The following is a 22378-nucleotide window of genomic DNA, read 5'->3' as shown; positions in this document are numbered from 1 at the left end:
CTTGAAACTTGAAACCTGAAACTTGGAACTTTTTATAATCTTTGGCTCATATTTTTAACCATCATTTCTTTCCATGGTCTAAAATCGCCCGCTAAGATATGTTTTCTAGCTTCACGAACCAACCACATATAAAAACCAAGATTATGAATGGTAGCAATTTGTTTTCCTAAATATTCATTTGCGGCAAACAAGTGACGCAAATAAGCCTTTGTATATTCTGTATCAACAAAAGTATGTCCCATTTCGTCAATTGGAGAAAAGTCAGCTTCCCATTTTTTATTTTTGATATTGATTGTTCCGTTTGCTGTAAACAACATACCGTTTCTTGCATTACGAGTTGGCATAACGCAATCGAACATATCAATTCCTAACGCAATATTTTCTAAAATATTAATTGGAGTTCCAACCCCCATTAAATAACGAGGTTTATCTTCAGGAAGAATTTCACAAACTACTTCAGTCATAGCGTACATTTCTTCAGCAGGTTCGCCTACAGAAAGTCCACCAATTGCATTTCCTTGTTGTCCAGAATTAGCAATATATTCAGCCGACTGGCGACGTAAATCCTTATAAGTACTTCCTTGAACAATCGGGAAAAACGTTTGTTCGTAGCCATATTTATAAGGTACTTTTTCTAAATGATTAATACAACGGTCCAACCAGCGATGCGTCATGTGCATAGAACGCTGTGCATATCTGTAATCGCAAGGATAAGGCGTACATTCATCAAATGCCATGATAATATCAGCACCAATAGTACGCTGAATTTCCATTACATTTTCTGGTGTGAAAAAGTGGTAAGAACCGTCGATATGCGATTTAAATTTTACCCCTTCTTCTTTAATTTTTCTATTTGAAGAAAGAGAATATACTTGATATCCTCCAGAATCTGTTAAAATATTACGATCCCAGTTCATGAACTTATGCAATCCACCTGCTTTTTCAAGAATTTCAGTTTGCGGACGTAAATATAAATGATAGGTATTTCCAAGAATAATATCTGGATTAATTTCTTCTTTTAGTTCACGCTGATGTACACCTTTTACAGATGCAACCGTTCCAACTGGCATAAAAATAGGAGTCTCTATAACTCCATGATCAGTAGTAATACTTCCCGCTCTTGCTTTCGACTGCGGATCTTTCTGTAATAAATCAAACTTCATAAATTCGTTTTTCTCCCGACCGTTCGGGACGGCAAAGATAGTTTAATTTCAGGAAAATTTTATTAATTAGGTAATTTGTCAATTAGAAAAATTAGATAATGTTTTCTTAATTTGAAAATTGGAATTTTAACGTTTCTAACTACAAATTTCTTTTTAAGGTTTCCCAGTCCTAATAATTACGTTTAAATATAAAACCAAAATGTAAAAACTGCAACTTCTATCATTTTAAATATAACACACGAAGAATACAGATTCTCTAACTTTAATTTATTAATTTTTAAAGTCTTAGAAATCATGATAAACTCAGAAGAAAAGTTAGATCAAATAAAGGATGACCAGATTGAAAGAAATCTTGAAAATATGGATTATCCTCAAAACGAAGATATTTACAATCAGGATAACAAACTGGAAGATATTAATCCTGAAGACATTTCAGGCGAACGTATCATTAATCAGAACAATCACGAATGGAAACAAAACAGCGATAAAATCGGTAACGATTTGGATATTCCAGGATCTGAGTTAGATGACCAGCAAGAAGATATTGGTTCTGAAGATGAAGAAAACAATTATTATAGCGAAAGTGATAATTGATACTGTTATAATTAGTAGAAAATTATATTTAAAAGTACTGCAAAAAGCAGGCTTTTTTTATTCATCAATTTAAAATTGTAAAAAACACACTTATAAAGGCTTTTGAAGCAAAAGTTACGTTATATTTTTTTACGGAATGCAGAAAAAACAGCTAAATTTAACAATTGTTATACAACTAAAGCAAAAAATCATTTGTCTGCCCACAAAATAAAAATTACTTTTGCTTCAGTTTAACTTTTACATATAAAATGAAGCCTAACACACAACAATTAAGCGATTTAACGATCCAAGTAAGAAGAGATATTCTTCGAATGGTACATGCTGTAAACTCTGGACACCCAGGTGGTTCATTAGGTTGTACTGAATTTTTGGTAACACTATATCAAAATATTATGGACCGCAAAGAAGGTTTTGATATGAACGGAATTGGAGAAGATTTGTTCTTCCTTTCAAACGGACACATCTCTCCTGTCTTTTATAGCGTTCTAGCACGCAGCGGTTATTTTCCAGTTTCAGAACTTGCTACTTTCAGATTATTAGATTCTCGTTTACAAGGTCACCCTACAACACATGAAGGTTTACCTGGAGTTCGTATTGCATCTGGTTCATTAGGACAAGGTTTATCTGTAGCTCTTGGAGCAGCGCAAGCTAAAAAATTAAACGGTGACAATCACTTAATTTATACTTTACACGGAGACGGAGAATTGCAAGAAGGTCAAAACTGGGAAGCAATTATGTACGCATCTGCTAAAAAAGTTGATAACATTATCGCAACTATTGACCTTAACGGAAAACAAATTGACGGAACAACTGATGAAGTTTTAGCAATGGGAAGCCTACGTGCTAAATTTGAAGCTTTTGACTGGGATGTTTTAGAAATTAAAGAAGGAAACAATATCGACGCTATCCTTGCTGGTTTAAATGATGCTAAATCTAGAACAGGAAAAGGAAAACCAGTTTGTATTTTATTACATACAGAAATGGGTAACGGAGTAGATTTTATGATGCATACACACGCTTGGCATGGTAAAGCTCCTAACAACGATCAGTTAGCAGCTGCATTAGCTCAAAACATTTCAACTTTAGCAGATTATTAAAAAGTGCTCAGTTTCAGCAGACAGTTTTCAGATTAGAAACTTAGTCGCTTAGAAACTTAGCATCTCAAAAGAAACAAAATGAAAAAATACGAAAATACAGGAAGCAAAGATACTCGTTCTGGTTTTGGAGCGGGAATGACTGAATTAGGTCAAAAAAATGAAAATGTTGTAGCGTTATGCGCTGACTTAATTGGTTCATTAAAATTTGATGAATTCAAGAAAAATCATCCAGAGCGCTTTTTCCAAATCGGTATTGCAGAAGCAAACATGATTGGAATCGCTGCAGGTTTAACTATTGGAGGAAAAATTCCTTTTACTGGAACTTTTGCTAACTTCTCTACAGGAAGAGTTTACGACCAAATTCGTCAATCTGTTGCTTATTCAGATAAAAATGTAAAAATCTGTGCTTCTCACGCTGGTTTAACTTTAGGAGAAGACGGAGCAACGCACCAAATCTTAGAAGATATTGGCTTAATGAAAATGTTGCCAGGAATGACTGTAATCAATACTTGCGATTACAACCAAACTAAAGCTGCAACTTTAGCGTTAGCAGATCACCACGGTCCAGCTTATTTACGTTTTGGCCGTCCAGTAGTGGCTAACTTTACTCCTGCTGACGAACCATTCGTAATTGGAAAAGCAATTATGTTAAATGAAGGAACAGATGTTACAATTATTGCTACAGGACACTTAGTTTGGGAAGCTCTTATTGCAGCTGAAGCTCTTGAAGCAAAAGGAATTTCTGCTGAAGTAATCAACATCCACACTATTAAACCTCTTGATGAAGAAGCTATTCTAAAATCTGTTGCTAAAACTAAATGTGTAGTTACTGCAGAAGAGCACAATTATCTTGGAGGTCTTGGAGAAAGCGTTTCAGGAGTATTAGCTTTAAACAACCCAACTCCGCAAGAATTTGTAGCAGTAAAAGATAGTTTTGGAGAATCTGGAACTCCAGAGCAATTAATGGAAAAATACAAATTAAACAACCAAGCAATTGTTGAAGCTGTAGAAAGAGTAATTAAAAGAAAATAATTTTAGATTTTCTTACTTTATAGAAAAACCTCGGAATTTAGATTTCGAGGTTTTTTGTTTTTAAAGACGTGCTTTCTCAAAATCTTCTTTAGAAATCCTTCTTTTTATTAAATACAGAAATTATTAGACATAAAAAAAACCTGAAATCGCTTTCAGGTTTTTATTTATATTTTAGAGTTTTAATTCTGCTTTATCGGATAAGTTTTATCTAAATGAATTCTTAATCTTCCGCTAGCCTTATAATCTTCCTCAACATATTTTTTAACATTAGTAGAAGATTCAGGTTTTGATGGATCTGTAAGAGCTCCTGTAGGTCTTCTAGGAATTCCTCTAGGTTCCGTTTCATCAACATTTGGTGTTGCTGGATTATCTACCGTTGGATCCCAAGGATAATAAAGTCTGATTCCATAATTAACACCATCCACTATACCAACTTCGCCTGTAGGTTTTGTAAGCTCAAATCTAGTTGTAAATCCGTCTCCATCATCATCAAGATCAACAAAATCTGCAATTCCATCACCGTCAGTATCATCGATTAATTCTTTAGGAGGATTAGGATATTTAGTTGTATTTCTAAAATCATAAAGATAACCATCACCATTAACATCTTCTAAATAATCAGGAACGCCATCGCCAACAAAAACTCTTCCGCTACTTGTTGTGTTATATTCATTATCCATTCTTTGAAGATCAAATAATTTAAAACTAAAGTAGATTGGTGTATATGCAGGAATATTAGCGCCACTACCCGAAGCATAATAAGCTAAACCTGAAGGCAAGAACATTACACCAGCACCATAATCATTATACGTAATTGATCCATCATCCCCAGTTGTAGAAGTTCCTGTTTTAAATTTTGGAAAAATCTCTGACCAGCCTTCTATTACAGTACTCGTGTTTGCATATGGAAATAAATTAGCTGTAAAAGGAATTCCATACGAAGAATCAGCCATGGTTCCGTTTAACAAATAACAGCTATATGCTGTAGAAATTTTATCGGTATTAGTTGGATTCTGACCAGAACCTTCTCTTAAAACTAAATAATATACTTTATAAGTAATATCGTCACTATAAACATCTCTTGATGCTAATGTGTAAGTCTTCTGATCCCAGATAGAAGTTTGTGTTCCGCCTGCTGGAATTTTTGATATTTTAACATCAAAATCAGCGGTAACTGATTCAATATAATTGGTTTTTAAAAATTTTACAATAGAATCATTATCTGCTTTAAACTGCTCTGCATAATCTCTCAGTGGAACCGTTGTCGAATCATCGTCATCACTTTTATTACAAGAAACAATGGCGATACCAGCAAGTAGTAAAACAAAATAATATTTAAATTTATTCATTATTATCATTTTTTTAGGTGCGCAAGATACAATATTGATTTATTTTTGTAAAGAATTTAACTTGGATTTTAGAAAAATTATGAGAATAGATAAATACTTGTGGTGCGTTCGTTATTACAAGACCAGAAACATGGTTACTGAAGCTTGCAAAAAGAATCAGATCACTGTAAATGGGCAAGTTGCAAAACCTTCAAAAGAAGTTTTTCCTACAGACCGAATTACATTTAGAAAAGATCAAATTACACAAATTATAACAGTTTTAGACATACCACAAAATCGTGTTGGAGCAAAATTGGTAGATCTTTATCAAAAAAACGAAACTCCGCCAGAAGCTTTTGCACATTTAGAACTATTAAAACTATCTAAAGAACATTCTAGAAGAACTGGTGCAGGACGACCAACTAAAAAAGACAGAAGAGACATTGACGATTACGGAGATGATATTTTTGATGACGAAGAAGATGAAACTGAAACTGAATAATTTCCAATTTTTTAAATCCCAAACTCCAAAAGAACAACCCAATTTCAAATCACCAAAATAAACCTAACTCAAAACTTGGAATTTGGAATTTAAAATATTGAAATTGTATATTAAAAATTGGAATTTGGATTTTCTATATTGAATTTTTAAATTAATTATCTTAGCAAAAAAATTACACCATGAGTAACAATATTATTCTGACCCACGAGGAAATCGAACATAAAATAAAACGTATCGCTTATCAAATTTACGAGACTTTTGTAAACGAAGAAGAAGTTGTTATTGCTGGAATTGCTTCTAACGGATTTGTTTTTGCCGAAAAAATCGCTTCAGTACTTAGCAGTATTTCTACCTTAAACGTTTCAATCTGCGAAGTAAAAGTAAACAAACAAAATCCGCAAGAAGCCATACAAACTTCATTAAGCCCTGAAGAATATAAAAATAAAGGTCTAGTCCTGGTTGATGATGTCCTAAACTCAGGAACTACATTGATCTATGCTGTTCGTCATTTCTTAGACGTTCCGCTTAAAAAATTCAAAACAGCAGTACTTGTTGACCGAAATCATAAAAAATATCCAGTAAAGGCAGATTTTAAAGGCATTTCGCTTTCGACCTCTTTATTAGAACACGTTCAAGTTGTTTTCAATTCAGAAAACGGCGATTACGCTTCTTTAAGCTAAGATTTCTAAAATATCCTGAACCGTTTCTTCGACAGATTTATCATCAACCGACACTTTATGTTTCGCTTGATTGTAATAAAAACTTCTGTCGAATAAATGTTTCGCGATAAACTCTTTCATTTCTTCTTCATTCATATTTGCAATCAAAGGACGTTTGCTTTTATTATGAACCAATCTACTATATAACGTATCAATAGATGCCTTTAAATATATAGATACAACATCATCTCCTTTTAATAATTCGTGATTATTGGCATAACATGGAGTTCCTCCTCCAAGACCAATAATATTATTTTCTGAAGATTGCAGCAATTCGACAAACATTTCGTGTTCTAATTTTCGAAAATACACTTCTCCATGCTTCTCAAAAATCTCATTTATGGATAAATTTGCTCTTTCTTCGATGCATTTATCTAAATCCAAGAACGGAATATTTGTAATTTTTGACAAATTTTGGGCAATTGTCGACTTTCCGCAGCCCATATAACCTAATAACACAATTTTTTTCATATTAATAAAACCTTATAAACTAAGCGATTGGAGATTTTTCCAAAAAAAAGACAAATTTATGATAAAATAGCTTGGAAACTTCAAAAAAAACTCCTTATATTTGCACCCGCATTCAAGAAATTAAATGACTCGATAGCTCAGTCGGTAGAGCACATCACTTTTAATGATGGGGTCCTGGGTTCGAGCCCCAGTCGGGTCACAAATTTTGTGATTAACAAATTAAATTTCTTGAAAGCAATGACTCGATAGCTCAGTCGGTAGAGCACATCACTTTTAATGATGGGGTCCTGGGTTCGAGCCCCAGTCGGGTCACAAAAGGTCGAGTAATTTATTTTACTCGACCTTTTACATTTTAGGCCATGTGGAGAAACGGTAGACTCACCATCTTGAGGGGGTGGTGCTCGGAAGGGCGTGAGGGTTCAAATCCCTCCATGGTCACTATAAAAATTGAAAATCCTGAGAAATATAGATTCTCAGGATTTTTTTATGGTTCTATAATTTACAAGATTTTTTTTAGTTTGAAAGGACCTATGTTTAAAGAGGATCTTGCTTCAAACCCCATCATGAATCTGTTAAGGTTTAAGGTTCTTTTTCAAGCTGTAACATCATTACGGTTTATTTCTCGATCTATTTCCAAATTCTCTGCACTAGCTGCAATGTATTAGTTTGTTAAATATTAATTACTTTTTTGGTTTTTAAAATCAATTAGATTAGCAATAGCTCTAAATGTTGCAATTTCAAATTTTCTGCTATTCCCATCTGCTATATCAAATGAACCGCCAACAATTCTAAAAACTAAAGAATTATTATAAAATTTAGAAATGTTTTTAATTGTGGAAATTTTAATTTTATCAAAGCGTTTTTTTATTGTTTAGTTAAGAGAATTGATTTTGTTGGTAATATTTGCTCCGCTACAGTTGCACATTTTTTTCCATTTATCATGTCTTGTGAGGTCGCCAAAAACAGCTTAAGTTGATTATCAGAAGTTGTCGAAATAAAAACCTCTCCAGATTGACCACATTTTGAGTTTCTTCCAAAATAATTGAGCACATAATACTTTTTATTCGCACTGATATAATCTCCTTCTATAACTAGTGGATCAGTATCTGTTAAGTTTCTGGTATCTTCGATAACTGTTCCAGTAGTGGAGGTTATTAAATAACGAATAAGTAATTCATCTATAAAAACACCTCTTATATTACGTTTTACTTTTGTTAAAATAAAAGTGTAATTTTTATTGTTATTCGTTCCTTTCCAAGTTCCGATATACTTATTTAATAAGCTATTTACATCTTGAAGATAGGCACCATTTGGAATATCTGATTGAGAATCCCTATATTCAATTAATTTTTCCAAGGGTATTGTTTGCTGTGCTTTACATGATATTATTATCATTGTTAAACTTATGAGTATTATTGTTTTTTTCATGATTGTCTCTTTAGCAATTTGTATTTATTATTTTTTTATTAGCGTCTAACGATTTCTTTGTTGATGTATTATCCTTGTTGATTTTATATAATTCAATTCCGGATATGTAGCTTTTATCGCTTAAAAAACTTAAAAAACTAGCCTCTTTATTTCCTGATTTCATATAAGATGCATATTTTTTATATGTGGATTTTAAAAAAAAGTTCCACAACTTTTAATTAGAATATTGAAATTACATCTAAAACTTTTAAATCTTCCATTAAATGGTTCGAATTCTGTATCTTCACGATCACAGAAAAAAAATTAAACTCTATTTGATTGTAAAATAAGAACTTAAAGCTTTTATCGAAATTAATTGTAAAATTCATTTAAAAAAAGGCTTATTAACCTAAATAAAGTACTTATATTTGCACCCTCATTCAAGAGACAGACTCGATAGCTCAGTCGGTAGAGCACATCACTTTTAATGATGGGGTCCTGGGTTCGAGCCCCAGTCGGGTCACAAAAGGTCAGGTAATTTATTTTACTTGACCTTTTTTCTTTTTATGCAAGATTCAAATCCTGAAAGATTTAGAAAAAACCCCTTTATCCCTTCTTTATATTTTCTTATCTCCGAACTATTATTTAAAAAAAGAAATTCCCTTACAAAACAAAACTTTCTTAAATTCGTCGGGAAATAATTAATCACTAATCCCAAATTAGTTTTATGAAAAACCTACTAGTACTATCATTTATTATGATAAGCTTTTCGTCGTGGTCACAAACCGCAGCAATTTATTTTAACAAAGCTTTTAACAAAGCCGCCGCCGGAAATTACAAAAGTGCAATCGCCGATTACACAAAAGCCATCAGCAAGGATTCTAGATTTGTTGAAGCTTATCAAAATCGAGGCGTTGCAAAATTTAAACTAAACGATTTAAAAGGAGCTCATGCCGACTTTAGCAAAACAATCGAATTAAGCGATACGAATACTGATGCTTATACTGGAAGAGCAAACGTTAATTACAAATTGCAGAATTACGAAGAAGCCATAGAAGATTGCACTTCTTCTCTTGAATTAAATCCAAACGATTATGTGGCTTACAATTTGCGTGGTTTAGCTTATAACAAAATCGGAGACAAAAAAAAATCATGCAAAGATTTCACAAAAGCAATTGAATTAGGAAGTCAGAGCGCTACAAAAAACAGAGCAACTTTTTGTAAATAATAAAAACTCACAAAAAATAAAGAACAGTCTACAGAAATTTTTAACCTGCAGACTGTTCTTTTTTATCAAAGTAATAAATTTCTTAAAAAAAATATACCTGATTTTAGGTAAAAAATATATTTTTAATACTTAAACCTCTAATCCTCTATCTTTTTAATGTAGTTTTAAGGTCGAATATAAGATTTTGTTTTACATTTGTTCACTTAATCGCAAAAAATGATAAACAATATTAAAACTGTTTTCAGTATTAAAGATCTTGAGAACTTATCTGGAATAAAAGCGCATACCATACGCATCTGGGAAAAGAGATACAACATCCTTGAACCAATGCGAACCGATACTAATATTAGATTTTACAATCTTCAAAATCTTCAGAAACTTCTAAATATTACGTTATTACACGAATATGGCTATAAGATTTCTAAAATTGCGACATATCCTGACGAAAAGATTCCACAACTGGTACGTGAAATAATTTCGAAGAAAAATTCTCAAAACTATGCCATTACTTCTTTCAAAATGGCAATGATGAATTTCGACCAAGAATTATTCTTTAACACATTCGATTGGCTTATTTCGGAAAAGACTTTTAAAGAAGTTTTCAAGGAACACTTTTTGCCATTATTAAAAGAATTAGGACTATTATGGCAGTCTGAAACTATCACGCCGGCAAATGAACATTTTATGAGTCATTTGATTAAGCAGAAAATATTAATTTACACAGAAAGCCTTCAAATAAGAAAACCAACCAAAACCGATCGAATTTTCGTTCTATCACTTCCGTTAAATGAAATTCACCAAATCGGGTTGTTATATCTGCAATATGAAATTTTAGATAGAGGTTACAAAACCATTTATTTAGGAGAAAGTATGCCAATTGAGAACTTGCAGGATTTAACCAAACATTTTGAGAATATTACTTTTATTTCGTTCATGACAGTTCAGCCAGATCGAAGCGTAATTAATCAATATGTAAAATCTATGGGACAGAAATTATTGCAGAACAACAACGAAATCTGGCTTATGGGTAAAATGGTTGAGCATATCGATCAGAAAGTCTTAACGGACAAAATCAGGGTTTTTGATTCGATGGAAGAAACTATTAACATGATCTAATTTATTTTTGTTTAAGTTTTTCTTATATTTGTTAAACAAATGAGAAAAACTATTCAAATAATAGGTTCTGGCTTCTCTTCTTTGGCTGCCGCTTGTTACCTTGCACAACAAGGAAACAACGTTACTGTGTATGAAAAAAACAGTACGATAGGCGGGCGCGCAAGACAGTTTAAAGAAAATGGCTTTACATTTGATATGGGCCCAAGCTGGTATTGGATGCCAGATGTTTTTGAACGTTTTTTTCAAGACTTCAATAAAAAACCTTCTGATTATTATGAGCTTATAAAACTTAATCCCGCTTATCGGGTTTATTTCGGGATAAATGATTTCATAAGCATTTATGATAATTTAGAAGACATCAAATCTACTTTTGAAAGCATTGAAAAAGGAAGCGGAGAAAAACTGCAAAACTTTATCAATCAAGCAAAAAGCAATTATGATATTGCAATTAAAGATTTAGTTTACCGTCCTGGAGTTTCTCCTTTAGAATTAATTACACCACAGACCGCTTTAAAACTCAATCAGTTTTTTAGCAACGTAAGTTCAGATATTCAAAAACAATTTAAAAACGAAAGGTTAATACAAATTCTCGAATTCCCTGTTTTGTTTCTTGGTGCAAAACCAACCAAAACACCTTCTTTCTATAATTTTATGAATTATGCCGATTTTGGTCTCGGAACTTGGCATCCAAAAACCGGAATGTTTGATGTCATTCGAGGAATCGAAAAACTGTCTCTCGAACTTGGTGTAACCATCAAAACCAATTCATCAATAGAAAAAATTATTGTTGAAAATAATACTGCAACTGGAATTGTAATTAATGGTGAAATCCTAAAAGCAGACATTGTTTTGAGCGGTGCCGATTATCAGCATACCGAAACTCTTTTAGAAAAAGAACACCAAATGTATTCTGAAAAATATTGGGAAAGCAGAGTTTTTGCACCTTCTTCTCTCCTATTTTTTGTGGGTTTTGATAAAAAAATAGAAAACATATCGCATCACGCTTTATTTTTTGATGTCGATTTTAATCAGCATGCAGCCGATATTTACGATAATCCAAAATGGCCAGAAGCTCCGTTATTTTATGCCAATTTTCCATCCAAAACAGATCAAACCGCAGCTCCAAACGGAATGGAATCTGGATTTTTCCTAATTCCGCTTGCACCCGGAATTGAAGATACCGAAAAACTCCGAGAAGAATATTTCGAAAAAATAATCACTCGTTTTGAGCAACTTACGCAGCAAAAAATTAAAAATAACATTATCTTTAAGAGAGCGTTCTGCAAAAATGACTTTGTATCTGATTATAATGCTTACAAAGGGAATGCTTACGGAATGGCAAATACATTAATGCAAACGGCTTTTTTAAGACCAAAAATAAAAAGCAAAAAAGTCAAGAATCTATATTTTACAGGACAATTAACCGTTCCTGGACCAGGTGTTCCGCCTGCTTTAATTTCAGGAAAACTCGCAGCTGAATTAATTCAAAAATCTTTTAGATCTTAAAAAAAATGAAATCACTATTCGACGCCGTTTCTTTCAAATGCAGCAAACTTGTTACTAAAAGTTACAGTACTTCATTTTCGCTTGCCGTAAAAATGCTTTCACCAAGTATTCGCGATGCTATTTACAGTATTTACGGATTCGTTCGTTTTGCTGATGAAATTGTAGATTCATTTCATGATTATGAAAAAGAATATCTAATTGAAGATTTCGAAAAAGAATATTATAAAGCAATGGAATTAGGCATTAGCTTAAATCCAATTTTAAATTCGTTTCAACATACTGTAAAAGAATATAATATCACAGACGATTTGGTTCAGGCTTTTCTAAAAAGCATGAAAATGGATCTGATAAAATCAAATTACCAAACTCAAGCCGAATACATCGACTACATTTATGGTTCTGCCGATGTTGTGGGCTTAATGTGTTTAAAGGTTTTTGTTTCTGGAAAAGAACATAAATACGAACAATTGAAAAATGAAGCCATGCGTTTGGGTTCTGCTTTTCAGAAAGTAAATTTCTTAAGAGATTTAAAAGACGATAATACCATCTTGAACCGAACTTATTTTCCAGGCGTAAACCTTAATAATTTCAACGAAGATTCGAAAGATCAAATCATCAAAGAAATTGAAGAAGATTTTCAAATCGCTTATCAAGGAATTGTAAAACTTCCAATCGAAGCTAAATTCGGAGTTTACACCGCTTATATTTATTACAAAAAATTGCTCAAAAAACTAAAAAACACACCATATTACGAAATTGGAAACTCCAGAATTCGAGTTTCTAATTACACCAAAGCGGGACTTTTAGCGCAGTCTTTTGTGACGTATAAATTGAAGTTGGTTTAGATTCGTTCATCGTTCAGTTATTATCATTAAGCCAACTGTTTGTCTTTCTGAGCGAAGTCGAAGAACCACGAGAAACTCCACAAAGATTGGCATACTGTTGAGGAGTTACTTGCGTTCCTTCGACTTCGCTCAGGATGACAAAAAATGGGAGAATCATCAATAAAAAAACTCTTTTGAGTCAATCTTTTATAATCTAAAGCTAAACTCAAAAACAATAAAACGATAATTTTAAAACATCAACATTTATAAAATGATTTCTTTTTTAATCTTTTTAGGCGTTTTTCTTTTCATGGAATGTGTTACGTGGCTTACGCACAAATACGTCATGCACGGATTTATGTGGTATTTTCACGCAGATCATCATCAGCCGAAATACGAAAATACTTTTGAGCGCAACGATATTTTCTTTGTCATTTTTGCCACTCCAAGTATTATTTTATTCTACTTTGGCGTTCAAGGAGGATTTAATTATTTGTTTTTTATCGCTTGTGGCATCACACTTTACGGCGCTTGTTATTTTTTAGTCCACGATGTCTTGATTCATCAGCGATTTAAATGGTTTAAAAATACCAAAAACAAATACCTCATCGGATTGCGAAAAGCTCATAAAATACATCACAAACACCTCAACAAAGAAAAAGGAGAATGCTTCGGAATGTTGTTCGTGCCATTCAAATATTATAAAATGTAGCATTATTTGGATATTTTTTCAATAACAATTTGATTATGAAATTATACAAAATAGTAACCGTACAACATATCAATGCAAGTGTAGAAGATTGCTGGGATTTTTTCTCAAGTCCGAAAAACTTGCAAACCATTACGCTCGATAATATGAATTTCCAAATTCAGGATTACGACGGCAAACGCATGTATCACGGACAACTCATAACTTATACTTTAAAACCGCTTTTCGGAATCAAAATGTCTTGGGTTACCGAAATTACGGCTTGCCAAGAAAACGAGTATTTTGTAGACATTCAACAATTTGGTCCTTATAAACTTTGGCATCACAAACATTTCTTTGAGCCAACACCTGATGGCGGAACTAAAATGACAGACATTGTTCATTACGCTCTTCCATTCGGAATTCTAGGCCGAATCATGAATCGATTGGTGGTAAGAAACAAACTGAAAAGTATTTTCGACTATAGATTTAATAAAATTGAAGAATTGTTTAATTCTAAAAAAGCTTAAAAAAATTTAAACACATAGAATCATAGAATTTAGATTGACAAAAGGCGTTTCACTTGCATAAATACATCCGGAAGCTTCGGGACTATGTGTTAGAAACTGGTTTCTTTCCAAACTCTTAAAAGAAAAATAAAATCTATGTTTCTATGTGTTTAAAATAACATATAACAATGACAAAACAAAAAGTTACCATTTTCTGGTTTAGACGTGATTTGCGTTTAGAAGACAATACAGGATTATTTCATGCTTTGCAATCTGATTTTCCTGTTGTGCCTCTTTTTATTTTCGATGATGATATTTTAGAACATCTTCCAAAAAACGACGCCAGAGTAACTTTTATTTATGATTCACTCGAAAAAATAAATTCAGAATTAAACAAACTTGATTCTTCAATCTTAATCAAAAAAGGAAAAACAAAAGACGTTTGGGAATCGTTAATTGAAGAATTTGATATTCAAAGTGTTTTCTTTAATAAAGATTACGAACCTTTTGCTATTAAGCGCGATAATGCAATTTCATCTTTATTAAAAGAAAACAACATCGAATCGTTCTCTTTTAAAGATCATGTAATCTTCGAAGAAAAAGAAATCACAAAAGCAGACGGACTTCCCTATACGGTTTACACGCCGTATAAAAACAAATGGCTAGAAAAATACCATCTTTCAGGTTCTGCTCCAGAATATGATTCGGCGCCGTTTCAATCTAATTTTGCTAAAGATAAATTCAAGTTCCCAGATTTAGCTGAAATAGGTTTTGAAAGAAGTTCCATAAAAGTACAGCCACATAATTTAACTCAAATTGCCCATTATAAAGAAACCAGAGATTTCCCTGCCTTAGACAGCACTTCTTATCTTTCGCCACATTTGCGTTTTGGAACTGTTAGCATTCGAAAATTGGTGAATTGGGCAAACCGAAAAAATCAGACTTTTTTGAGCGAATTAATCTGGAGAGAATTCTTTATTCAGATTCTGTTTAGTTTTCCGAATTGTGTCAATCATAATTTTAAATCGGCTTACGACGGAATACAATGGCGAAATAACGAAGAAGATTTCAAACGCTGGTGTTCTGGAACTACAGGATATCCGATGGTTGATGCGGGAATGCGTCAGCTTAACGAAACGGGTTATATGCACAATCGCGTGCGTATGGTTGTGGCAAGTTTTCTTTGCAAACATTTGCTGATTAACTGGCAATGGGGCGAAGCCTATTTTGCAGAAAAACTTCTAGATTTCGAATTGGCTTCAAACGTAGGAAACTGGCAATGGGCAGCGGGAACAGGTTGCGATGCCGCGCCTTATTTTAGAGTTTTCAATCCCGAAATTCAACAAAAGAAATTTGACGAAAAAGGCGAATACATCCGCAAATGGATTCCTGAATTTGATTTTGGCTACGCAGAACCAATGGTTGATCACGCGTTTGCAAGAGATCGCGCGATTGCTACTTATAAGAAAGGGATTTTGAAATAAATTTCAAAATCCAAATTCCAAATTCCAATTATCGCAATCTTGTCATCCTGACGAAGGAAGGATCACACACGTAGCTCTGCAAAGATTATCGATTTTGATCGTGGAGTTTCTAGCGTGATCCTTCCTTCGTCAGGATGACAAACTAGACGAAAAAAAACTTTGTCAAAGTTTTAAACTTTGACAAAGTTCTATACGTAAAGTTTGGTCAACTTGAAACCTGAAACTTGAAACAAAAACCTAATATTTCAAATAATTCTCTACAACTATTTTCGCTTTCAAATCGAACATTAAATTGTACAAACCGAAGAAAGTACGGTTCATGTAAATAAAGTGCTTAGAACCGCGATTTCCGTTCATTTTTTTCAAGTTTGTATCTTCTGAGAAACGCTTTCCTAATTCGGCAATAGCGTTGAAGAATTTTTCATCGGCAAAATCGAAAGTTTCGTTTTGGAAAGGTTTTGTAAAAAGAGACAGCAAATCATGAAACATTTCGGTGAAATATTCGATTTCTGCTGGCGTATCGTCTGGACGAAGAATTTCTAATTCGAATAATTTCTGGTTGAAAAGCTTCTCATCTGTAATGACATTTTTATTAATCAGCTCGAAATACGGCGTATAAAACTCTTCGGGAATTTGTTTCATGCAGCCAAAATCCAAAGCAATTAATTGATTTTGATCATCAACTAAAAAATTCCCCGGATGCGGATCTGCGTGTACTTTTCGCAAAACATGAATTTGATACATATAGAAATCCCAAAGCGCCTGCCCTATTTTATCACCTATTTCCTGATCGGTATTTTTTGCTGTAAATTCAGAAAGATGAATTCCTGTCATCCAATCCATTGTGATGATTTTCTCTGACGAAAACTCTGGGTAATAGCTTGGAAAAGTAATATTTTCAATCTTTGAGCAAGCATCTACAACTTCCTGACTTTGCTTCAATTCTAGCAAATAGTTAGTTTCTTCGATAAGTTTGTCTTCAACTTCTTTAAAATATTTGTCAGAATCTTTTCCTTGCAGATTAAACATTCTAATCGCAATTGGTTTTACCAAAGCCAAATCGGAAGAAATGCTATTGGCAACGCCCGGATATTGAATTTTAACCGCTAGTTTTTTGTCATTTTTCTTTGCCAAATGCACTTGACCAATACTCGCAGCGTTTATTGAATTTGGATTGAATTCGTCGAAAATTTCATAAGGTGTTTTGCCAAAATTGCTTTTGAACGTTTTTAAAACCAAAGGAGCGGAAAGTGGCGGAACAGAAAACTGAGACAAAGAAAACTTTTCTACGTAAGCCTGAGGCAGAAAGTTCTTGTCCATACTCAGCATTTGAGCAACTTTAAGCGCACTTCCTTTTAAGCTTTTTAGTCCGTCGTAAATATCTTCGGCATTGTTTTCGTTCAGTTTATCACGGCTCAAATCTGGATTTACTATTTTTTCGGCATAATGTTTTACATAGTTTACGCCAATTTTAGCACCAGTTTGAACCAATTTTCCTGCTCGCTCTATTTTTGAGGTTGGAATATAATCGATCGTTTTCATTATCTGCTGTATACTTTTTCTTTAAACAAAAATTTCCCGAAATCAATCAAATGATTCACCGGTGCGACATTCATTAATTCGAACGAAGCATTCACTGATTTTTCGATAAAAATATCAGTTTTTTCAAAAGCAGGAGATTCGTCTTCCATCCAGAATTTAATCGTCATCATTAGTTGCAACCAAGCCGATTCCTGAATTGCTTTTTCTTGAAATTTTTGAAATCTTTCTTGTTCCAATCTATAATCGTCCGTTAAAATTTCAGCAACATAATCTTTAAAACTATTTCGAAGCGTAGTCAGCTGAACCAAGTTTTTCAACGGGTTTCTGTCAATTTTAAGCGATTGCAGAACGTAACTTCTGTTGGCAGTTAGAATTTCGAAGAAAGTGAAATAAAAACTCAACATTTTATTTTTCATATCATATCCCTGATATTCTTCATTTTTGTGAAGAAGATTAACTGTGTTTTCAAAAAACAGTCGGAATATTTCTTTTTCTAAACCTTCTAATGTTCCAAAAAAAGCATAAAATTCAGCCTCAGTAAAATCATTTTCTTTGGCAAAATGATAAACCGATTTTGGTTTTTGACCTTTTTCTAGAACTTCTTCCATATATTTTGAAACGATATCATCTTTGGTAATCACCTTTTTTTTAGTCGCCATTTTATTAAAATTTAGAATTTGCCATAAAGGTAAACATTGTTTAAGTACCTTTACTTATCATTAAACACTATATTCTGTTAAATATATTATAAACTATTATGGCTCAAAATGTTCTATTAACTGGCGGAACTGGTTTCATCGGGAAATATTTAACAGATGTTCTGATCGAAGCTGGATATTCTGTATCTATTTTGAGTCGTTCTGATAAAGAAAATACGCCAAGAGTCACTTATTATAAATGGGACATTAAGAAAAACTACATTGATAAAAATGCCGTTCTTAACGCAGATTACATCATTCATCTTGCAGGTGAAGGAATTGTAGAGAAAAGATGGACCAAAAAACGCAAAAAAGCGATTATTGAAAGCCGTGTAAGACCTATCGAAATGATCTATTCGATTTTGGAAAACAACAATAAAAAACTGGAAGCATTTGTTTCTGCGTCAGGTATTGGGATTTATGGTGCTGTTACCAGCCATAAAGTCTTTACAGAAGATACACCTCCAGCCAATGATTTTTTAGGCATCACATGCCAAAAATGGGAAAGTGCTGCAGATAAAATTGGTTCTTTAAATATTCGAACGGTCAAAATTAGAACTGGTATTGTTTTAGGGAAAAATGAAGGTTTTTTAAAAAAATTAACTCCGACTTTTAAATCTGGTTTTGGCGCAATACTTGGTTCGGGCAAACAATATTTGCCTTGGATCCATATTGAAGATTTGTGCCAGATTTATCTAAAAAGCATCGAAGACGCAAAACTAGAAGGCGCATATAACGCTTGTACAACAGACAATACGACCAATGCCAGATTCTCTAAAACCTTCGCTAAATTGTTTGATTACACAATATGGGTGCCTAAATTACCTCCATTTTTTCTAAAAATTCTTCTGGGCGAAATGAGCATTGCTGTCTTAACAGGAACGCGTGCTTCTTCAGAAAAAATTCAGAAAACAGGTTTTGAATTCCAATTTACCGATTTAGAAAAAACGCTTATAAATTGTATAAAGTAAGTCTTATTTCAGCGTTAGCAACGATTCTTCGCTTCGAACTATTCCCGTCAGTTCAGTATTAGCTGTTGTCGAAACTTTCGAAGCTATAGAACTTGGAATATGGATATTAAAATCAGATACTAAAATTGGAAAGTCTGAAATTACCTGAATGCCTTCTGGAACTCTTTTGATTAAAGCATTTACAACAATTTCTTTCGATTTGCCACGTAAATTAAGTTTTCCTTTAATCTCGTATTTCTTTTCAACTTCAGTAATATCTTTCAAGTCAAATTTTTGGATTTTCCCTTTAAATACGGCTTTAGGATAACGATTGCTTTCCATATAATTGTCATTGAAATGCTCTTGCATCAAATCCAATTTAAAGCGGAAATTTTTAACGATAACAGTACAGATAAAAGTACTTGTTTTAGGTTCTAAAAGAATGGCAACCTGTCTGTTTACAGCTTTAACTTCTTCGAATAAGGGAACAGAGGCTTCAAAATTTATTGTTCCTGTATTGGTAAAAAATTTGTCTTGGGCAAGGACAGAAAACGCGGTAAAGAGTAAAAATAATAAGGTAGTTGTTTTCATAATCGTCTACATTTAAACAATTATGTCATCCAATTTATTTCTGATAAAGAGAATTAAAATTCAGATTCTAATTGACCTGAAAAAATCGAACGGCAGTACTCAGTGAAAAAATTCCGTAACCCAATAATTACACTTAAAGTTACGGAATTTTTGCATGCAAAGTTTTAGAATTAATGCTAAATATTTGTGAATATTTTTTTGTAGTAAAATGAGGATTGTGAAAGGTAAAGTGCTTTACAAACTAACCTTTTACTTCTGTACAAATCTCAATTAAAAAGCCGTTTAAATCTCTTGCGTATGCTACAATTTGTCCCCAAGGTTTTTCTACAGGTTCTGAAACTATAACGGCACCAAAAGAAGTTGCTTTCTGCAAAACCTCTGGTACATTTTCGGTTATAAAACCAATTTCTATTGCAAATGGCTTGTCTTCTAAACTGCTTTCGATAAAACCGTCAGGTAAATTTTTTGAAGCTAATTTTTTAGAAGCAAATGAAAGCGTTGGCCATAATCATTATCTGGTGTGACAAATTTTCTCGAAAAACCAAATGCATTTTCATAAAATGCAATAGATTCTTCGACATTTTCAACGTATAATATTGTGTATCCAAACTTGACCATATTTTCTACTATTTAATGTGCATTAAATAAATATAAGAAAATTTAGCTGATTTCTAACAGTACATTGTATTTTTCTAAACTGGCTAAGTCTTCAATAGAGTTTATATTCGCCAATTTTTCGTGCTCGTCAACTTCTTTTCTAACCTCGATATGTTTTATTGCTTTTCTAAAACGGCGCACTTCTTCTAGATTAGATAAAATTAATCCAGGAACCTGAACACTTTTTCCTTCTTTATCTTTGGCAACCATTGTAAAATAAGACGAATTACAATGTTTTATAACTCCAGTTTGAATGTTTTCTGCTTCAACGCGAATGCCGACTATCATCGAGCTTCTCCCAACATAATTAACAGAAGCTTTCATGGTTACTAATTCTCCAACTTCAATTGGTTTTAAAAAGTTTACTGTATCTACAGAGGCGGTTACGCAATAATTTCCGCTAAATTTTGATGCTGACGCAAAAGCAATTTGATCTAATAATTGTAAAATATATCCTCCGTGAATTTTCCCGCTAAAGTTGGTATGCGAAGGCAACATTAATTCTGATATACTAACTTTTGATGATGAAACGGGTTTAAAATCTGTACTCATGTTTTTGTTTTTGGAATGTTTTTTTAGTTGTGTTTTTTTTTCTAACACATAGAAACATAGATTTTTTTTCCTTTAAAAAGAGTTTAGAAAGAAACTAGTTTCTAACACATAGTCCCGAAGCTTCGGGATGTATTTATGCAAGTGAAACGCCTTTTTATCTCAATCTAAATTCTATGTTTCTATGTGTTTAAATTTTTAATTCTCAATTCAATAATTCATTTTCATCTGAATTAATCGCTCTTGCAATAATATTATCTGGAAGCGATTTCTTTGCCTTTGCTCCCATCTTTTTTAATCTTTCAACGCTCGAAATTAGATTTCCTTTTCCGTCAACCAATTTATTCATGGCGCTTTCGTATTCCATTTTTGTATCTTTTATTTTATTCCCAATTCGGACTAAATCTGATACAAAACCTTCAAATTTGTCATATAAAGCTCCCGCCTGTCTTGCAATCTCCAAAGCATTTTCTTGCTGTTTTTGATTGGTCCACATACTGTCAATAGTTCTTAAAGTTGCTAAAAGCGTACTTGGCGTTACAATTACAATATTTCTGTCGAATGCTTTTGTGTATAATGCTGGATCTTCGTTTAAAGCAATGGCAAAAGCCGGTTCCATCGGAATGAAAAGCAATACAAAATCTGGGCTTTCCATTTGATACAAATCATGATAATTTTTACTGCCAAGCTGTTCGATATGTCGCTTTATAGAAATAACGTGTTCTTTTAGAAATTCTGTTTTTAAAAGTTCCGATTCTTCATTCACCCATTTTTCATAAGCTGAAAGTGAAACTTTAGAATCGACAATCATTTTTTTACCGTCTGGAAGATTAATTATAACATCTGGAAAAACGCGATTCCCTTCTGCATTAGTAAAACTTTGCTGTACTTCGTATTCTCTTCCTTTCTCTAATCCTGATTTTTCTAAAACACGTTCTAATACCAATTCTCCCCAGTTTCCCTGCATTTTACTATCACCTTTTAAGGCTTTGGTAAGATTTAAGGTTTCTTTACTCATTTGGGCGTTCATTTCGCTCAAACCAATAATCTGCTGGCGCAACGCGGCGTGATAATCGATACTTTCTTTGTGTGTCTGATCTACCTTTTGTTCGAAAATGTGAATTTTATCCTGAAGCGGAACTAAAATATTTTTCATATTCTCGCTGTTTTGCTCGGTAAACTTTGCCGATTTTTCTTCGAGAATTTTATTGGCAAGGTTTTCAAATTCTTTGGTGAATTTTTCCTGAAGTTCGTTGATTTCGCTTTTTTGCTCTTTATGTCGTTCCCATAAATTTTCAAAATCAACTTCTTTTTTAGAAAGCTGAATCGCGAGACTGTCTTTTTCTGTTCGAATATTTTCTTTCTCAGAAATATGCAATTGCAGCTGTTTCTGAAAATTATTTTTTTCGTTTTCAAACTGCTCTTTCTGCATTTGCAACTGACTGTTTAATGCGTGCAATCTTTCCTCTGCAATAGCTTTTTCTGATTGAGATTTAGATCCTGAAAGCATTCTGCCTACGTAGATGCCAATAAAAAGTGCTATTACAAAACCTAATAAAAACGGTAGATAATCAAACATAACTAAGTTTATTTTACGTAAAAGTACGCAATAATACGTAGTACTTAGTTTTAAATTTAGAAATTTCACGAATTCATAATCAATTCAAACTAAACCAACATTTTATCTTTTTTTTCAAAAAAAAATAATCAAGACGCAACCTTT

At 32.9% G+C, this 22378-nt stretch carries 24 protein-coding genes and 4 tRNA genes; 17 read left to right on the top strand and 11 right to left on the bottom strand.

The features are described from left to right. Positions 1 to 32: 32 nt before the first annotated feature. On the bottom strand, positions 33 to 1163 hold the full coding sequence (gene tgt / locus DM444_RS09540) for a tRNA guanosine(34) transglycosylase Tgt (protein WP_111285972.1): 1131 nt from the start codon (positions 1161 to 1163) through the stop codon (positions 33 to 35). 294 nt (positions 1164 to 1457) lie between these two features. Between tgt and DM444_RS09535 the strand changes: the two genes are divergently transcribed. From DM444_RS09535 to DM444_RS09525, 3 genes are all read left to right on the top strand, one after another. Beyond that, complete coding sequence (locus DM444_RS09535; protein WP_111285970.1) at positions 1458 to 1757, top strand: hypothetical protein; 300 nt, start codon at positions 1458 to 1460, stop codon at positions 1755 to 1757. Positions 1758 to 2005: 248 nt separating this feature from the next. Next, positions 2006 to 2854 (top strand): transketolase, encoded by an 849-nt coding sequence (locus DM444_RS09530; protein ID WP_111285968.1) that lies wholly within the window; start codon positions 2006 to 2008, stop codon positions 2852 to 2854. Between the two features lie 78 nt (positions 2855 to 2932). Then, positions 2933 to 3886: a transketolase family protein gene (locus DM444_RS09525; RefSeq protein WP_111285966.1), complete on the top strand. Its 954-nt coding sequence runs from the start codon at positions 2933 to 2935 to the stop codon at positions 3884 to 3886. A gap of 179 nt (positions 3887 to 4065) precedes the next feature. On the opposite strand, the gene DM444_RS09520 is transcribed toward DM444_RS09525, so the two are convergent. Further along, positions 4066 to 5235 (bottom strand): FKBP-type peptidyl-prolyl cis-trans isomerase, encoded by a 1170-nt coding sequence (locus DM444_RS09520; RefSeq protein ID WP_111285964.1) that lies wholly within the window; start codon positions 5233 to 5235, stop codon positions 4066 to 4068. Positions 5236 to 5314: 79 nt separating this feature from the next. Here DM444_RS09520 and DM444_RS09515 point away from each other — a divergent pair, with 79 nt between their 5' ends. Both DM444_RS09515 and DM444_RS09510 read left to right on the top strand, forming a co-directional pair. After that, positions 5315 to 5716, top strand: coding sequence for an RNA-binding S4 domain-containing protein (locus tag DM444_RS09515; RefSeq protein ID WP_111285962.1), 402 nt, complete (start codon positions 5315 to 5317; stop codon positions 5714 to 5716). A 179-nt stretch (positions 5717 to 5895) separates the two neighbouring features. Then, a complete protein-coding gene (locus DM444_RS09510; RefSeq protein WP_111285960.1) occupies positions 5896 to 6396 on the top strand; it encodes a phosphoribosyltransferase domain-containing protein in 501 nt (166 codons plus the stop codon). Here DM444_RS09510 and DM444_RS09505 read toward each other — a convergent pair. Next, positions 6388 to 6906, bottom strand: a complete 519-nt coding sequence (locus tag DM444_RS09505) for a shikimate kinase (RefSeq protein WP_111285958.1) — start codon at positions 6904 to 6906, stop codon at positions 6388 to 6390. The genes DM444_RS09510 and DM444_RS09505 overlap by 9 nt on opposite strands. Positions 6907 to 7032: 126 nt before the next feature. On the opposite strand from DM444_RS09505, the gene DM444_RS09500 reads away from it, so the two are divergent. The 3 genes from DM444_RS09500 to DM444_RS09490 all read left to right on the top strand — a co-directional run bounded on the left by DM444_RS09500 (position 7033) and on the right by DM444_RS09490 (position 7344). Continuing rightward, positions 7033 to 7105 (top strand) — tRNA-Lys (locus tag DM444_RS09500). Positions 7106 to 7145: 40 nt separating this feature from the next. Beyond that, positions 7146 to 7218: transfer RNA gene (locus DM444_RS09495), tRNA-Lys, on the top strand. Positions 7219 to 7261: 43 nt separating this feature from the next. Next, a tRNA-Leu gene (locus DM444_RS09490) sits at positions 7262 to 7344 on the top strand. A 426-nt stretch (positions 7345 to 7770) separates the two neighbouring features. Here the strand turns inward: DM444_RS09490 and DM444_RS09485 are convergent. Beyond that, positions 7771 to 8334, bottom strand: coding sequence for a DUF6705 family protein (locus DM444_RS09485; protein ID WP_111285956.1), 564 nt, complete (start codon positions 8332 to 8334; stop codon positions 7771 to 7773). Positions 8335 to 8763: 429 nt separating this feature from the next. On the opposite strand from DM444_RS09485, the gene DM444_RS09480 reads away from it, so the two are divergent. The 8 genes from DM444_RS09480 to DM444_RS09445 all read left to right on the top strand — a co-directional run bounded on the left by DM444_RS09480 (position 8764) and on the right by DM444_RS09445 (position 15668). Further along, positions 8764 to 8836: transfer RNA gene (locus DM444_RS09480), tRNA-Lys, on the top strand. A 204-nt stretch (positions 8837 to 9040) separates the two neighbouring features. Continuing rightward, complete coding sequence (locus DM444_RS09475; RefSeq protein ID WP_111285954.1) at positions 9041 to 9541, top strand: tetratricopeptide repeat protein; 501 nt, start codon at positions 9041 to 9043, stop codon at positions 9539 to 9541. A 216-nt stretch (positions 9542 to 9757) separates the two neighbouring features. After that, a complete protein-coding gene (locus DM444_RS09470; RefSeq protein WP_111285952.1) occupies positions 9758 to 10657 on the top strand; it encodes a MerR family transcriptional regulator in 900 nt (299 codons plus the stop codon). A 39-nt stretch (positions 10658 to 10696) separates the two neighbouring features. Continuing rightward, positions 10697 to 12163, top strand: a complete 1467-nt coding sequence (locus tag DM444_RS09465; RefSeq protein WP_111285950.1) for a phytoene desaturase family protein — start codon at positions 10697 to 10699, stop codon at positions 12161 to 12163. Positions 12164 to 12168: 5 nt separating this feature from the next. After that, positions 12169 to 13008, top strand: a complete 840-nt coding sequence (locus DM444_RS09460) for a phytoene/squalene synthase family protein (protein ID WP_111285948.1) — start codon at positions 12169 to 12171, stop codon at positions 13006 to 13008. A gap of 250 nt (positions 13009 to 13258) precedes the next feature. Beyond that, positions 13259 to 13699, top strand: coding sequence for a sterol desaturase family protein (locus DM444_RS09455; protein ID WP_111285946.1), 441 nt, complete (start codon positions 13259 to 13261; stop codon positions 13697 to 13699). Positions 13700 to 13734: 35 nt separating this feature from the next. Continuing rightward, the gene (locus DM444_RS09450) at positions 13735 to 14205 is read left to right on the top strand and encodes an SRPBCC family protein (RefSeq protein ID WP_111285944.1); all 471 of its coding nucleotides are present in this window, start codon (positions 13735 to 13737) and stop codon (positions 14203 to 14205) included. A gap of 167 nt (positions 14206 to 14372) precedes the next feature. Further along, positions 14373 to 15668, top strand: coding sequence for a cryptochrome/photolyase family protein (locus DM444_RS09445; protein WP_111285942.1), 1296 nt, complete (start codon positions 14373 to 14375; stop codon positions 15666 to 15668). Positions 15669 to 15905: 237 nt separating this feature from the next. Here the strand turns inward: DM444_RS09445 and DM444_RS09440 are convergent, their stop codons facing one another. After that, entirely contained in the window at positions 15906 to 17210 is a 1305-nt protein-coding gene (locus DM444_RS09440; RefSeq protein ID WP_111285940.1) for an ABC1 kinase family protein, read from the bottom strand. After that, a complete protein-coding gene (locus DM444_RS09435) occupies positions 17210 to 17869 on the bottom strand; it encodes a TetR family transcriptional regulator C-terminal domain-containing protein (RefSeq protein WP_111285938.1) in 660 nt (219 codons plus the stop codon). Before DM444_RS09435 ends, DM444_RS09440 begins: the two co-directional genes overlap by 1 nt. A 98-nt stretch (positions 17870 to 17967) precedes the next feature. Between DM444_RS09435 and DM444_RS09430 the strand changes: the two genes are divergently transcribed. After that, a complete protein-coding gene (locus tag DM444_RS09430; protein ID WP_111285936.1) occupies positions 17968 to 18879 on the top strand; it encodes a TIGR01777 family oxidoreductase in 912 nt (303 codons plus the stop codon). Between the two features lie 3 nt (positions 18880 to 18882). Here the strand turns inward: DM444_RS09430 and DM444_RS09425 are convergent, their stop codons facing one another. The 5 genes from DM444_RS09425 to rmuC form a co-directional block, all read right to left on the bottom strand. Further along, on the bottom strand, positions 18883 to 19449 hold the full coding sequence (locus DM444_RS09425) for a YceI family protein (RefSeq protein ID WP_111285934.1): 567 nt from the start codon (positions 19447 to 19449) through the stop codon (positions 18883 to 18885). A 241-nt stretch (positions 19450 to 19690) separates the two neighbouring features. Further along, positions 19691 to 19822 carry a VOC family protein gene (locus DM444_RS24045; protein ID WP_317048478.1) on the bottom strand — a complete coding sequence of 44 codons (132 nt, stop codon included), beginning with the start codon at positions 19820 to 19822 and terminating at the stop codon, positions 19691 to 19693. 98 nt (positions 19823 to 19920) lie between these two features. Then, positions 19921 to 20067 (bottom strand): VOC family protein, encoded by a 147-nt coding sequence (locus DM444_RS24040; protein WP_317048477.1) that lies wholly within the window; start codon positions 20065 to 20067, stop codon positions 19921 to 19923. A gap of 42 nt (positions 20068 to 20109) precedes the next feature. Next, entirely contained in the window at positions 20110 to 20658 is a 549-nt protein-coding gene (locus DM444_RS09415) for an acyl-CoA thioesterase (RefSeq protein ID WP_111286042.1), read from the bottom strand. A gap of 202 nt (positions 20659 to 20860) precedes the next feature. Then, positions 20861 to 22234: a DNA recombination protein RmuC gene (gene rmuC / locus DM444_RS09410; protein ID WP_111285932.1), complete on the bottom strand. Its 1374-nt coding sequence runs from the start codon at positions 22232 to 22234 to the stop codon at positions 20861 to 20863. Positions 22235 to 22378 lie beyond the last annotated feature (144 nt).

It is taken from the genome of Flavobacterium ginsenosidimutans (genome assembly GCF_003254625.1).
Taxonomy (GTDB): Bacteria; Bacteroidota; Bacteroidia; order Flavobacteriales; family Flavobacteriaceae; genus Flavobacterium; species Flavobacterium ginsenosidimutans.
The sequence above is the reverse complement of the archived record's forward strand: the minus strand, read 5'-3'. Positions and strand labels throughout refer to the sequence as shown.

Bases quoted from the DNA above. Each gene is read 5' to 3' on its own strand.
- tgt (WP_111285972.1), bottom strand. From the start codon at position 1,163: ATGAAGTTTGATTTATTACAGAAAGATCCGCAGTCGAAAGCAAGAGCG.
- DM444_RS09535 (WP_111285970.1), top strand. From the start codon at position 1,458: ATGATAAACTCAGAAGAAAAGTTAGATCAAATAAAGGATGACCAGATT.
- DM444_RS09530 (WP_111285968.1), top strand. From the start codon at position 2,006: ATGAAGCCTAACACACAACAATTAAGCGATTTAACGATCCAAGTAAGA.
- DM444_RS09525 (WP_111285966.1), top strand. From the start codon at position 2,933: ATGAAAAAATACGAAAATACAGGAAGCAAAGATACTCGTTCTGGTTTT.
- DM444_RS09520 (WP_111285964.1), bottom strand. From the start codon at position 5,235: ATGAATAAATTTAAATATTATTTTGTTTTACTACTTGCTGGTATCGCC.
- DM444_RS09515 (WP_111285962.1), top strand. From the start codon at position 5,315: ATGAGAATAGATAAATACTTGTGGTGCGTTCGTTATTACAAGACCAGA.
- DM444_RS09510 (WP_111285960.1), top strand. From the start codon at position 5,896: ATGAGTAACAATATTATTCTGACCCACGAGGAAATCGAACATAAAATA.
- DM444_RS09505 (WP_111285958.1), bottom strand. From the start codon at position 6,906: ATGAAAAAAATTGTGTTATTAGGTTATATGGGCTGCGGAAAGTCGACA.
- DM444_RS09485 (WP_111285956.1), bottom strand. From the start codon at position 8,334: ATGAAAAAAACAATAATACTCATAAGTTTAACAATGATAATAATATCA.
- DM444_RS09475 (WP_111285954.1), top strand. From the start codon at position 9,041: ATGAAAAACCTACTAGTACTATCATTTATTATGATAAGCTTTTCGTCG.
- DM444_RS09470 (WP_111285952.1), top strand. From the start codon at position 9,758: ATGATAAACAATATTAAAACTGTTTTCAGTATTAAAGATCTTGAGAAC.
- DM444_RS09465 (WP_111285950.1), top strand. From the start codon at position 10,697: ATGAGAAAAACTATTCAAATAATAGGTTCTGGCTTCTCTTCTTTGGCT.
- DM444_RS09460 (WP_111285948.1), top strand. From the start codon at position 12,169: ATGAAATCACTATTCGACGCCGTTTCTTTCAAATGCAGCAAACTTGTT.
- DM444_RS09455 (WP_111285946.1), top strand. From the start codon at position 13,259: ATGATTTCTTTTTTAATCTTTTTAGGCGTTTTTCTTTTCATGGAATGT.
- DM444_RS09450 (WP_111285944.1), top strand. From the start codon at position 13,735: ATGAAATTATACAAAATAGTAACCGTACAACATATCAATGCAAGTGTA.
- DM444_RS09445 (WP_111285942.1), top strand. From the start codon at position 14,373: ATGACAAAACAAAAAGTTACCATTTTCTGGTTTAGACGTGATTTGCGT.
- DM444_RS09440 (WP_111285940.1), bottom strand. From the start codon at position 17,210: ATGAAAACGATCGATTATATTCCAACCTCAAAAATAGAGCGAGCAGGA.
- DM444_RS09435 (WP_111285938.1), bottom strand. From the start codon at position 17,869: ATGGCGACTAAAAAAAAGGTGATTACCAAAGATGATATCGTTTCAAAA.
- DM444_RS09430 (WP_111285936.1), top strand. From the start codon at position 17,968: ATGGCTCAAAATGTTCTATTAACTGGCGGAACTGGTTTCATCGGGAAA.
- DM444_RS09425 (WP_111285934.1), bottom strand. From the start codon at position 19,449: ATGAAAACAACTACCTTATTATTTTTACTCTTTACCGCGTTTTCTGTC.
- DM444_RS24040 (WP_317048477.1), bottom strand. From the start codon at position 20,067: ATGGTCAAGTTTGGATACACAATATTATACGTTGAAAATGTCGAAGAA.
- DM444_RS09415 (WP_111286042.1), bottom strand. From the start codon at position 20,658: ATGAGTACAGATTTTAAACCCGTTTCATCATCAAAAGTTAGTATATCA.
- rmuC (WP_111285932.1), bottom strand. From the start codon at position 22,234: ATGTTTGATTATCTACCGTTTTTATTAGGTTTTGTAATAGCACTTTTT.